The sequence below is a fragment of the Streptomyces sp. SAI-170 genome (genome assembly GCF_049739565.1).
In the GTDB taxonomy this organism is placed as follows: domain Bacteria; phylum Actinomycetota; class Actinomycetes; order Streptomycetales; family Streptomycetaceae; genus Streptomyces.
This window is the reverse complement of sequence record NZ_JBMGQD010000001.1, coordinates 224,974-236,300: the sequence shown is the minus strand read 5'-3', so window position 1 is coordinate 236,300 and position 11,327 is coordinate 224,974. Positions and strand designations below refer to the sequence as shown.

Here is an 11,327-nt window from a genome sequence, read left to right as displayed (position 1 = left end):
AGAAGGAGCACCCGACTCATGGAGTCCTACGACGTGGTGGTGGCCGGCGCGCGCAGCGCCGGTGCCTCGACCGCGCTGCTGTTCGCGCGGGCCGGGTACCGGGTCCTGCTGCTGGACCGGGCGGCTTTCCCCAGTGACACCCTCTCCACCCAGCACATCCACCGGCCCGGACTGCGGCTGCTCCGGCGCTGGGGGCTGCTGGACCGGCTCGCCGCGACCGGCTGCCCGCCGGTGCGCCGGATCTCCTACACGCTCCAGGACGTCCGGCTCGCCGGACCGGTCCCTGTGGAGGAGGGCATCGACGCGGTGTACGCGCCGCGGCGATACGTCCTGGACAGCATGCTGATCGACGCGGCTGTCGAGGCCGGGGCCGAGTTCCGGCAGGGGCACACCGTCACCGGCGTGCTCGCCGAGGGGGGCCGGGTGACCGGGGTGCGTTGCCGGACCGACCGGGGCGAGAGCGCGGTGCGGGCCCGGCTGGTGGTGGGCGCCGACGGGATGCGCTCGACGCTGGCAGGCCTGTGCGGTGCGGCGGTCGAGCGGGAGGACACCCCGCGCACCTGCGTCTACTACGGCTACTGGGAGGGGCTGCCCGCACAGTTCGAGGTGTATGAACGGACCGGACGGCTCATCGGCGTGGTCGGCACCCACGACGAACTCACCCTGGTGGCAGCCTACTTCCCTCAGGCGGAGTTCCAGGACATACGGCGGGACGCGGACCGCGCCTACCGGGAGGCCATCCGGACCACCGCCCCCGACCTGGCCGAACGTGCCCTGTCGGCACGGCGTGTGGAGCGGCTGCGCGGCACCGGCAGCCAGCTCAACCACATCCGAGAGGTCAGGGGGCCGGGCTGGGTCCTGGTCGGGGACGCCGGATGCCACAAGGACTCCATCACCGGGACCGGCATCAGCGACGCCTTCGAACAGGCCGCACTGCTCGCCGGGTCGGTCGGCGCGGGGCTGCACGACGAGCGGGAGCTGGAGACCGCCCTGGACCGCTATGCCGACGGCCACCGAAGGCTGATGGAGCCGCGCTACCGGACCGCGCTCGACACCGCGCGGCTCGAAGTGACCGAGGAGAGGCTGGAGTTCACCCGATGGATCGCGAGCGATCCGGCGTCCGCGAACGCCTTCCTGTCAGTGGCGGTGAGCCATGTCGACGCGGCCGAACTGCTCCCCGCGGCGGGCTGAGGACGATGCCGGTGTCGGTCGCTGCCACCGACACCGCCCCCAACCGCCGGATCAGGCCGCGCAGGGGCGGACCAGACCCGTCTCGTACGCGAGGATCACGGCCTGGGTGCGATCGCGCAGGCCGAGTTTCTGGCACAGGTGATAGAGGTGGGACTTGACCGTCGCCTCGCTCAGGGACAGCATCTTCGCGATCACCAGGTTGGAGTGGCCGTTCGCGACGAGTGAGAGCACATCGCGCTCCCGGGTGGTGAGCAGCTCGAGCTTCCCGGAGCCCGCGAAAGCGGCCACCTCGGGTGAGCGGTTGAGCAGTCTGCCGATCAGCTGCACGGCGTTCGGCGACTTCAGTACCATCGCGCCGCCGGCGATGTCACGGATGGCGGCGGGCAGGATCCGCGGGGCGCAGTTGCCGGGGAGTAAGCCGCGCACCCCGCCCTTCAGCGCCGACAGCAGCTCCGCGTGCTCGGTCCTTGAGCTGAGCATGAGGACGCCCGGCGCGTTGTCCGGGTCGATTCTGCGCAGACTGCGCGCCATGGCGATGCCGTCCACGGTGTCGGCGTCGTGGTTGATGAGTGCGACATGCGGGTGCAGGCTCTGCACCGCGGCGAGCATCTCCCGGCCGTCGAGGGCTTCGCCCACCACGCTGATGTCCGGTTCTCTCTCCAGGACGCTGACCATGCCCGCTCGCATCAGATGGCGTGGGTCGCAGATCACGACCCTTATACAGTCAGCCCCAGTTGTGTTCGTCATGCTGTGAAATAACCCCCATGAGTGCATGAATCCCGAAGACGGACATAACGGGAAACGGCCAAGACCGCTGGTCTGGACCACTCGTCTCGTCCTGCAGAGTACTGATAGGTCGCCGCAAAGATCTAGCGCCATTGGATCCCGGCTTCACGGCCCCGGGCGGCAGCCGGTGGAGACGGAGTCGGAAGCTCAACCTCCAGTCTGAGAAGCAAATCCGGTCCAGGGGCGGACGACAGCTTCCGGCCACGGTGCGAAGGTGATCCGGTCGGTCGATTCAGGGGGAACAGGTGCAGGCCAAGCCGGATCTCGAACCGTTGCTCGATTTCAGTCCCTACCGGCTGCTCACCGAACCGGACGCTGTCCACGAGCGGATGCGCATGCAGCCACCGGTCCGCCTGGTACGGGAAGAGAGCGGCTTCACGTACTGGCTCATCTCTCGGTACGCCGAGGCCCGCCAGGCCCTGCGCGCCCCCGGACTCTCCAACGATCCGCGCCGTCTCGGCCATTCGGTCGACACCGCGAACGCCTACTCCCCGATGGCCAACAACGATCCGCCGCACCACACCCGGCTGCGCCGACTCGTCTCCCACGGGTTCACCCGCCGTCGGATCGACGCGCTGGCGCCGAGGGCCGAGGCCGTCACCGCCGAACTCCTCGACGTCCTCGCGCCCACCGGGCGAGCGGACGTCATCGCCGACCTCGCCTTCCCGCTGCCCGTGCTGGTCATCTGTGAGCTGCTCGGCGTCCCCACCCAGGACCGGGACGTCTTCCGCACCTGGGCCCGGCGCACCCTGTCCACCGCCGCCGGACCGCGCACCCGCGAGGAGCGCTCCCGCCGGCTGCGCGCCTACTTCACCCGGCTCGTCGCGGCCAAGCGCGCCTCCGTACGACCGGACCTGGCGCCGGACGAGCAGCCCGATCTGCTCAGCGCCCTCATCGTGGCCCAGGAACAGCGCAGCAGCCTCGACGAGGACGAACTCATCGGCCTGGCCGTGCTGTTGCTCGTCGCCGGACATGAGACGACCACCAACCTCATCGGCAACGGCTTGCTCACCCTGCTGCTCCACCCGGACCAGCTGGCCCTGGTCCGTGACGACCCGGCGCTGCTGCCGTCGGCGGTGGAGGAACTGCTGCGCTACGAGGGATCGGCGGGCCAGTCCGCACTCCGGGTCGCCGTCGAAGACGTGGTCATCGGCGGGACCGTGATCCCCCGCGGCTCGGTCGTCAACATCGGCCTGTCCCTGGCCAACCGGGACCCCGGCGCCTTCCTGGACGCGGACGCCCTGGACGTGCGGCGGACGGCCAACCCCCATCTGGCCTTCGGTCACGGCATCCACTACTGCCTCGGCGCCCCGCTGGCCCGGATGCTCGCGACCACGGCACTCGGCGCGCTGCTCGGCCGGTTCGACGGACTGCAACTGGCCGTCCCGGCCGACGAGTTGCGCTGGCGCCAGATCAGCATCCTGTGCGGGCTGACCGCACTGCCCATCTCCTTCGCTCCTGTTCATTCAGTTCATCCAGTTCGTCCAGAAACGAGTGGCACGTGAACGCGATCGACCCGATGGCGGCAGCCCACCTCTACCGCCTCGCCTTCGGTTTCATTCCCGCCCAGATGATCCACGCCGCCGCCCGGCTGCGCCTCCCCGACCTCCTCGCCGAAGCGCCCCTGACAACCGAGGAGTTGGCTGAACACACCGGGACCCGGACCCCGGCGCTGCGCCGGCTGCTGCGGGGCCTGGCCACCCTCGGCGTGGTGGAGCAGGAGGGCGAGGACGGCTTCCGGCTGGCCCCGGCAGGGCACCTGCTCCGCGCGGATGTGCCCGGGTCCGTCCGCCCGATGCTGATGCCCTACTTCAGCGAGGCCGTCTGGGCCTCCTGGGGACGGTTCACCGAGTGTCTGCGCACCGGACGGCCGTCCGTGGAGTCGGTCACCGGAGGCTCGGTCTTCGACCTGTTCGCGGCCGATCCGGAGCTGGGCGCGGAGTTCCACGCCGCGATGGCGGTCAGTGGCGGCGCGGAGGCACAGGCGCTGGCCCGGTCGTACGACTTCGACGGCGTCAAGACCGTCGTGGACGTCGGCGGCGGCAACGGCGCCCTGCTCGCCGGGGTGCTGGGGCACCACTCCCACCTGCGCGGGATTCTGGTCGACACCCCGGTGGGGGTGGCCGGGGCCCCGGAGGTCCTCGCCGCCGCGGGCGTCGCGGACCGGTGCGAACTGGCCGCCCAGGACTTCCTCACCGCCGTGCCCGAGGGCGGCGACCGCTATGTGCTCAAGAGCGTGCTGCACGACTGGGACGACGACACCTGCGTGACGATCCTCCGCAACTGCCGCCGGTCCATGGCGGACCCGGCCCGCGTGCTGATCGTCGAGGTCGTCGCACCGCCTGTCGCGGACACCACGACCGACCCCTTCCTCACCGTCAGCGACCTCAACCTGATGGTCCTGACCCACGGCCGAGAGCGTACCGAGCGGGAGTTCACCGAGCTCCTCGACGCCGCCGGCCTCGAGCTGACAGAGATGGGCGCGCCGCTCGGCTTCAGCGGATACCGGGTCATCGAGGCCCGCGCCACCGCCGGACCGGCCGAATGACGCGGCAAGGCAACGGAGGAACGCAAGAGTTGGGAACCATCGAGGAAGCCACCGGCCAGGTCGGCCCCGGCACGCTCCGCCGGCTGGCGGCGGCCTGGCCGCGTCGGGCCACCGTCCGCACCGACATGGAGAAGGTCACCGGAGCCGAGGAGTACGACCCCGAACTCCTCGACTACCCCGTCGCGCTGATGCCGTTCGGCGAGCACCCCGACTTCCGGGACGCCCCGGAGGACAAGCGGCGCACGGTGAACACCCTGGGCTGGATCGCGTACAACCAACGCGTCGTGGCCGCCGAGGAGTTCGTCGTCAACCCCACCTTCGAGAAGCTCGGCCACGCCGTGTTTCCCGGGGTGGACCGCTTCGAGGTCAAGGAGATCGTGCGGCAGTCCCACATCGACGAGGTGTGGCACACGTACATGCACATGCTCGGCATGCAGCGCACCCGCGAGGCCCGGGGCATCACCGCCGAACCCGACTGCGGGCACCCCGTCACCAACCGGCTGCTGTACGAGGCGCAGGACGCCTCCGCCGAGCGCTGGGAGTCGGACCTGCTCCTCCTGCTGTGGACCACGGTCGGCGAGGTAAGCGTCAACGCCTTCCTCGACCTGATGGCCCGGGACACCACCGTGCAGCCGCTGCACTCCACGATCGCCCGGCTGCACGCCCGCGACGAGTCGGCGCACGGCCCGGTCATGGTCGAGGTGATGAAGGACGTCTTCGTCAACCTCTCCAAGCCGCAGCAGGACTTCTTCGTGGCGTCCCTGCCCGCCGGCATCAACGCCTTCTGCGCCGAGGACTTCGACTGGTGGCTGAAGGTCCTGGAGTTCGCGGGCATCCCCAAGGCCCGGGACATCGTCGAGGACTCCCGCAGCGGCGGACACGCCGACCTGCTCGTCACCGACTTCTCCGGCATCCTGCGCATGCTGCGGGAGCTGGACGTGGCGGACCGGGTGGACTTCGACTTCGAGGGCGCCGCGGGTGCCACGGGTGGAGCGGGGAGGGCCGCGTGATCCTCACCGGTCCCGAGATCACCGAGGCCGCGAACGACGGCCGGATCGTCATCTCGCCGTTCGACCCGGCCCAGGTGAACCCCAACAGCTACAACGTCTGCCTCGGCGACCGGCTGCTGACCTACACCGACGAGGTCATCGACCCCTACCGGCCCAACGCCACCCGGGAGATCGTCATCGGGGAGGACGGCTATGTCCTCAGACCCGACCAGCTCTATCTCGGGCACACCGTGGAACAGGTCGGCTCCGACAGGTATGTGCCGCTGCTCTTCGGGCGGTCCTCGGTCGGGCGGCTCGGGCTGTTCGTGGAGATCACGGCGCCCATCGGCGACATCGGCTTCCACGGCCAGTGGACGCTGATGCTCTCCCCGGTCCGGCCGCTGCGGGTGTACCCGGGGATGAAGATCGGCCAGATCATGTTCTTCGTGTCGCTCGGCGAGGTCGACCTCTACCGCGGCAAGTACCAGTCCTCGGCGGGCCCCCAGGAGTCCCGCTACTGGAGGGACGTGGCGGTGCCGACGACATGATCCTCACCCGCGAAGCGATCGCCGCCGCCGTGGAGCGCGGCGACATCGTGATCGAGCCCTACGATCCCGGGCGGATCTCGCCGAACGCCTACGACTGGCACCTCGGGGACCGCATCCGGATCTGCGAGGGCGACGAGCTGGACGCCGCCGCCGCGACCCGGGTCACCGAGCACGTCATCCCGCCCGAGGGCATGGTGCTGCGGCCGGGGCAGCTCTACCTCGGCGTCACCCACGAGCGCACCCACTCCGAGCGCTACGCCCAGATGATCAACGGTGACCGCAGCCTCGGCGCGCTCGGCATCTGGGTCCATGTCTCCGCCCCGCTCGGACACGTCGGTCACGCCATCCGCTGGACCCTGGAGATCCGGGTGGCGCGGCCGGTGCGGGTCTATCCGCTGATGCCCTTCGGGAAGATCGTCTTCCTGGTCGCCGAGGGCGCGATGTCCAGCTACCAGAGCCTGGGCCGCAAATACACCCGGACCAGCGGGATCGACATCTCGCGGCTGTACGAGGAGCTGCGGTGAGCGCGCCCCGTGTCCTGACCGGACTCGATCTGCCCTGGGGGAGTCCGGGCGGCAGCGTCGAGCTGCTCAAGGACCTGTACCTCGACCCGGACGGGCCGCTGGCGGCGAGCGCGTTCATGCTGGCCCCCGGGACCGCGGACGCAGGCCCGCCGCCCGGCGCGAGCCCCCTCGCCCTGCTGGACGTCCCCGGCAAACAGCTCAGCGGTGAAGGCTTCTGGGCCTACGTCGACCGACTGACGGACGCGGTCACCGCCCGCTTCCCGCACACCGAGCAGGACGTCGTCCACCTCCAGCACCTCGCCTTCGGCGCCACCCCGGCGTTGCTGCGGGGCTACCCCAAGCAGCCCGCCATCGGCCTGGTGCACGGCACGGACCTGCTGTTCGCCGCCGAGTACGAGACCCAGGGCGCCGTGCTGCGGGAGGCGGTCGAGGCGGCCCGCTCCCTGGTGGTGCCGACAGCCGGGATGGCCGACCAACTGCGCCGCCTGGCCCCGCAGACGGACAGCGGCCGTATCGTCCACATCCCCTGGGGCGTCCCGGACGCCCTGCTGGCCCAGCCGCCGGTCCGCGTCCCCCGGGAGGACGGGCCGCTGCGCGTGCTGTACGCCGGCCGGCTCACCGCCGAGAAGGGCGCCGCCGAACTGGTCGCCGTGCTGACCGGCGTACCCGGGGTGCGGCTCAGCATGGCGGCTCCGGCCGCCGAGTTCCGGCGGCTGGCCGGGGAACGGGACCTGTCGGCCGTACGGCACCTCGGGTGGCTGCGCCGCCAGGAGCTGTGGGCGGTGTTCGCCGAGCACGATCTGCTGGTGGTGCCGTCCGCGAAGCTGGAGGCGTTCGGTCTGGTGGCCGTGGAGGCGCAGGCGTGCGGGCTGCCGGTGGCGTACCAGCCGGTGCCGGGGCTGCGGGACGCGCTGGCCGACTCGGCGCTGCCCCTCGATCTCCTCGCCGATCCGCGGCGGGCGCTGGGCGAGCTGACCGGGCTGCGGGACGACCCCGGCGCGCTGGAGGGCCTGCGCCGGTCCGGGTTCGCCAACGCGGCACGCTTTCCGCTCTCCAGGACCGCCCGCGACCTTGCCGCCCTCTCCGCCCAGGTGCGGTGAGCCACCGACCGACCCGAAGGAACCGACATGTACACCGCCGCGCTGTTCGACCTCGACGGCACCCTGATCGACACCGAGCCCCGCAGCCATGAGGCGTGGTCGCGGCTCTTCCGCAACCACGGCGTCCCCCACGACGACGCCGTCATCCGGGGCTTCGCCGGGCGGCCCCCTCGCGAGGCACTGCTCGACCACCTGCCCCGCTTCCCCGGACGCACCGTGGAGGAACTCTTCGCCGAGGCCCTCGCCTACACGACCCTCCCCGACATGCCCCCGGTCGGCGCGATCCCCGGCGCCCTCGAACTCCTCGCCCGGCTGAGGAAGTCGGGGGTCCCCCTCGGCCTGGTGACCTCGGGCACCCGGGACTACGCCCGGCACGAACTCGGCGCGGTCGGGGCGCTGGACCTGTTCGACGTGCTGGTCACTTCCGACGACGTGAGCCGCGGCAAGCCCGATCCGGAAGGCTGCCTCACCTGCTGTGCGGCGCTGGGTGTCTCGCCCGCCGACGTCGTGGTCTTCGAGGACGCGCCGGCCGGGGTCGCGGCGGCCAAGAGCGCCGGCGCCGACTGCGTGGCGATCACATCCACCCAGTCCGCCGAGGCGCTGGCCGCGGCCGATCTGATCGTTCCCGATCTCACCGGGATGACCTGGCCACCGCCGACGCCCGCCATGACCGCCGCGACCCGGACGGAGGTCTGAGCCATGGGCGAGGCGATTCTGGAGGTCGTCGTCACCTCCGCCGAGGAGGCGCGCGCCGCTGCAGCGGGCGGCGCTCACCGGCTGGAGCTGGCGGCCGACATGGAAGCCGACGGCATGACCCCCGCGCTCGCGGAGTTCGTGCGCACCCGGGACGCCGTCACCGTGCCCGTGCGGGTCATGCTGCGCGACAAGGGCGGCTTCCAGGCCGCCGACCTCGACGCCCTGTGCACCGCAGCCGGGGCGCTGCGGGTGGCGGGCGCCGAGGAGTTCGTCCTCGGCTTCCTCACCGCGGACGGCGCACCGGACCTGCCCGCGGTCCGCGCCCTGCTCGACGCGGTGCCGGGCTGCCGCTGGACGTTCCACCGGGCCGTGGACCACGCGGCCGACCGGACGGCGCTACGGCTCGCCATCGAGGGGCTGCCCGGTCTGGACACCCTGCTGTCCGCGGGCAGCGTCGCCGGCGTCGCGGAAGGACTGCCCACGCTGCTGGCCGAGGCGGACCGCCAGGGCGAGCCCGGTCACACCCTGGCCGTCATGGCGGGTGGGGGACTGGGCGCCGAGCACGTCCCCGCGCTGCGCGCCCGGGGCGTCGACGCGTTCCACGTCGGCACCTCGGTGCGCCACCGGGGCTGGGACAGCCCGGTCGACCCGGCCGCCGTCCGCCGCTGGCGCGAGCTGATCGACGCCGCCGCCCGCAAGGACGGGGGCTGACATGGCGTCCGAGTGCGTCTTCTGCGACATCGTGGCGGGCCGGCTGCACGCGGAGATCCTCTTCCAGGACGAGCGGACCGTGGCCTTCCTCGACAACACCGCCGTGATGGAGGGCCACACTCTCGTCGTCCCCCGCGCGCACGCGGCGGACATCTGGGAGATCACCGAGGACGACGCGGCAGCGGTGATGCGCACCGTCCACCGCATGGCCGGGGTCCTCGACGAGGTGCTGAAGCCCGACGGCCTGACCCTGTTCCAGGCGAACCGCCCCGCGGGGTGGCAGGACGTCTTCCACCTCCACGTCCACCTGGTGCCGCGGGAGAACTCCGACCGGCTCAACCGCCCCTGGTACGTGGACCGCGCCGACCCGAAATCCCTGGCGAGGACTCGCCGCCGCATCCTGGGGGTGGGGAGCGCGCATGCCGTGTGCTAGCCCGTCGCCCGCAGCAGCGTCGTCACGAACCGGTAGCGGGCGCCGCGGTACACCGAGCGGACCCACTCCACCGGTTCGCCCTGCGCGGTCCGCGAGTGCCAGGTCACCAGCAGCATCGGCTGGCCCACGTCGGCGCGCAGCAGAGCGGCCTCGTACGGGGTCGCCGGCGTGGTCTCGACGGTCACCTCGCCCTCCGCCGCCCGCCGGGCCCCCGTGTACCGGTGCGTCGTCTCGATCGCCAGCGGGTGGCCGTCGGCCAGCAGCAACCGCTCGACGCGCAGCACGGGTTCGCCGACGCCGACGCCGAGCAGGGCCGAGAGCTTCTCGTCGGCGGCGACCGGGCCGGCGTCCAGAGTCCGCGTCGCCGGTTCGACCCCCTGGGCCCGCAGATCCTCGGCGAAGCAGCCGAAGCGCAGGGTCCCGTACATCTTCGGACGTGCCACGAACGTGCCCTTGCCGTGCACCCGGTCGAGGCGGCCCTCGCCCGCGAGTTCCCGCAGTGCCCGCCGGACGGTGGTGCGCGAGGTGCGCAGCGCGACCGCGAGCGACCGTTCCGCCGGGATCGGCGCGTCGGGCCCCAAGGTCCGCGTCAACTCCAGCAACTGCTCCTTGACGCGGTAGTACTTGGGCGCTCGCACACCGGCATCGGTGGTCATGGTCCTGCCTTCCGGCCGCTCGGCGGACTCCGTTGTAGCCCCTCATACCCCCCTTGGTCTAGTCCAATACTCGGCCATTCGGCCGCAGCACGAACGAGCCTGGAGCACCAGCCATGCCCGCCTCTGACCAGCACCTGTACCGGGCGGCGTCGAACCGCCCCTACTTCAGCGCCGACGGCGAGACCTACCTCACCCCAACTCCCCTGCGCGGCATCGAGAAGTCCCTGCCCTTGCGCGTGCTCTCCGAGGAGGACTTCGCCTTCTGGCAGACGTACGGCTATGTCGTCGTCCGCGAGGCGATCTCCCCCGAAGCCGCGCGTGCCCTGCTGGACTTCGCCTGGGACTTCCAGAACATGGACCCCGAGCGCCCCGAAACCTGGTACGAGGAGCGGGAGTTCCGCTCCGACCTGGACCGCGACCTGTTCGTCTACGGCTTCGTCGAGGCGTACCACCACCAGCTCATCTGGGACAGCCGCCAGAACCGGAGAGTGTACGACGCCTTCGTCGACGTCTGGGACTGCGAGGAGCTGTGGACCACCCTGGACCGGCTGAACCTCAACCCGCCCAACACCAAGAACCGTTCCCGCTCCCTGATCGAACCCACCGAGCAGGGCTTCGACATCGAGCTGCACTGGGACGTCGACACCACCCTCGAGGTGCTGCCCCAGCGCGTCCAGGGCATCATCGCGCTCAACGACACCCGGCCCGAACTGGGCGGGTTCCAGTGCTGCCCGGAGCTGTTCCGGCGGTTCGACCGGTGGCGGGTCGAGCAGCCCGAGGGCCGCGACCCCGTCCGGCCCGCCGTCGACCGCCGCGAATTCCCCCTGGTGCGGCCCGATCTGCGCGCCGGTGACCTCCTGATCTTCAACGGGCTGCTGGCACACGGTGTGGCCCCCAACTCCGGCAGCGGCGCCCGCGCGGTCCAGTACCTGTCGATGATGCCCGCACTGGAGGAACACCAGGAGCTCAGGCGCTCGCGGATCGACTCCTGGCGCACCCTGAGCACCCCCGACTGGAACGGCACCCTGCTCGGCGACGCCGACAGGCACGAGTCCCTGCGCTACGGCGCCGCCGACCTGACCGGCCTCGGCCGCAAGGTGCTGGGCCTGGACTCCTGGGGCGCCCGGTGAACCGGCGCCGCGTCT

At 71.5% G+C, this 11,327-nt stretch carries 13 protein-coding genes; 11 read left to right on the top strand and 2 right to left on the bottom strand.

Annotation, left to right across the window (positions count from 1 at the left end; genetic code table 11):
* Window positions 1-18 precede the first annotated feature (18 nt).
* On the top strand, window positions 19-1,191 hold the full coding sequence (locus tag RKD23_RS01090; RefSeq protein WP_424851807.1) for an NAD(P)/FAD-dependent oxidoreductase: 1,173 nt from the start codon (window positions 19-21) through the stop codon (window positions 1,189-1,191).
* A gap of 51 nt (window positions 1,192-1,242) precedes the next feature.
* Here the strand turns inward: RKD23_RS01090 and RKD23_RS01085 are convergent, their stop codons facing one another.
* Complete coding sequence (locus RKD23_RS01085) at window positions 1,243-1,902, bottom strand: LuxR C-terminal-related transcriptional regulator (protein WP_424851806.1); 660 nt, start codon at window positions 1,900-1,902, stop codon at window positions 1,243-1,245.
* Window positions 1,903-2,222: 320 nt separating this feature from the next.
* On the opposite strand from RKD23_RS01085, the gene RKD23_RS01080 reads away from it, so the two are divergent.
* The 9 genes from RKD23_RS01080 to RKD23_RS01040 are packed head-to-tail and all read left to right on the top strand — an operon-like array spanning window position 2,223 to window position 9,526.
* On the top strand, window positions 2,223-3,482 hold the full coding sequence (locus tag RKD23_RS01080) for a cytochrome P450 family protein (protein ID WP_424851805.1): 1,260 nt from the start codon (window positions 2,223-2,225) through the stop codon (window positions 3,480-3,482).
* Window positions 3,479-4,525, top strand: a complete 1,047-nt coding sequence (locus tag RKD23_RS01075; protein ID WP_424851804.1) for a methyltransferase — start codon at window positions 3,479-3,481, stop codon at window positions 4,523-4,525. The genes RKD23_RS01080 and RKD23_RS01075 overlap by 4 nt, the downstream gene beginning before the upstream one ends.
* Before the next feature lie 29 nt (window positions 4,526-4,554).
* Window positions 4,555-5,535: a diiron oxygenase gene (locus RKD23_RS01070; RefSeq protein ID WP_424851803.1), complete on the top strand. Its 981-nt coding sequence runs from the start codon at window positions 4,555-4,557 to the stop codon at window positions 5,533-5,535.
* A complete protein-coding gene (gene dcd / locus RKD23_RS01065) occupies window positions 5,532-6,062 on the top strand; it encodes a dCTP deaminase (RefSeq protein WP_424851802.1) in 531 nt (176 codons plus the stop codon). Before RKD23_RS01070 ends, dcd begins: the two co-directional genes overlap by 4 nt.
* Window positions 6,059-6,586 carry a dCTP deaminase gene (locus RKD23_RS01060; protein ID WP_424851801.1) on the top strand — a complete coding sequence of 176 codons (528 nt, stop codon included), beginning with the start codon at window positions 6,059-6,061 and terminating at the stop codon, window positions 6,584-6,586. Before dcd ends, RKD23_RS01060 begins: the two co-directional genes overlap by 4 nt.
* Window positions 6,583-7,686, top strand: a complete 1,104-nt coding sequence (locus RKD23_RS01055; RefSeq protein WP_424851800.1) for a glycosyltransferase family 4 protein — start codon at window positions 6,583-6,585, stop codon at window positions 7,684-7,686. The genes RKD23_RS01060 and RKD23_RS01055 overlap by 4 nt, the downstream gene beginning before the upstream one ends.
* Before the next feature lie 27 nt (window positions 7,687-7,713).
* On the top strand, window positions 7,714-8,382 hold the full coding sequence (locus tag RKD23_RS01050) for an HAD family hydrolase (protein ID WP_424851799.1): 669 nt from the start codon (window positions 7,714-7,716) through the stop codon (window positions 8,380-8,382).
* A 3-nt stretch (window positions 8,383-8,385) separates the two neighbouring features.
* The gene (locus RKD23_RS01045) at window positions 8,386-9,093 is read left to right on the top strand and encodes a copper homeostasis protein CutC (protein ID WP_424851798.1); all 708 of its coding nucleotides are present in this window, start codon (window positions 8,386-8,388) and stop codon (window positions 9,091-9,093) included.
* A 1-nt stretch (window position 9,094) separates the two neighbouring features.
* Complete coding sequence (locus RKD23_RS01040; RefSeq protein WP_424851797.1) at window positions 9,095-9,526, top strand: HIT family protein; 432 nt, start codon at window positions 9,095-9,097, stop codon at window positions 9,524-9,526.
* Here the strand turns inward: RKD23_RS01040 and RKD23_RS01035 are convergent.
* Window positions 9,523-10,182, bottom strand: coding sequence for a GntR family transcriptional regulator (locus RKD23_RS01035; protein WP_424851796.1), 660 nt, complete (start codon window positions 10,180-10,182; stop codon window positions 9,523-9,525). The two genes, RKD23_RS01040 and RKD23_RS01035, sit on opposite strands and share 4 nt — an antisense overlap.
* Before the next feature lie 113 nt (window positions 10,183-10,295).
* Between RKD23_RS01035 and RKD23_RS01030 the strand changes: the two genes are divergently transcribed.
* On the top strand, window positions 10,296-11,312 hold the full coding sequence (locus RKD23_RS01030; protein ID WP_424851795.1) for a phytanoyl-CoA dioxygenase family protein: 1,017 nt from the start codon (window positions 10,296-10,298) through the stop codon (window positions 11,310-11,312).
* Window positions 11,313-11,327 lie beyond the last annotated feature (15 nt).

Coding starts and splice junctions, on each gene's coding strand:
- RKD23_RS01035 (WP_424851796.1), bottom strand. CDS start 10,182: ATGACCACCGATGCCGGTGTGCGAGCGCCCAAGTACTACCGCGTCAAG.
- RKD23_RS01030 (WP_424851795.1), top strand. CDS start 10,296: ATGCCCGCCTCTGACCAGCACCTGTACCGGGCGGCGTCGAACCGCCCC.
- RKD23_RS01060 (WP_424851801.1), top strand. CDS start 6,059: ATGATCCTCACCCGCGAAGCGATCGCCGCCGCCGTGGAGCGCGGCGAC.
- RKD23_RS01040 (WP_424851797.1), top strand. CDS start 9,095: ATGGCGTCCGAGTGCGTCTTCTGCGACATCGTGGCGGGCCGGCTGCAC.
- RKD23_RS01045 (WP_424851798.1), top strand. CDS start 8,386: ATGGGCGAGGCGATTCTGGAGGTCGTCGTCACCTCCGCCGAGGAGGCG.
- RKD23_RS01090 (WP_424851807.1), top strand. CDS start 19: ATGGAGTCCTACGACGTGGTGGTGGCCGGCGCGCGCAGCGCCGGTGCC.
- RKD23_RS01050 (WP_424851799.1), top strand. CDS start 7,714: ATGTACACCGCCGCGCTGTTCGACCTCGACGGCACCCTGATCGACACC.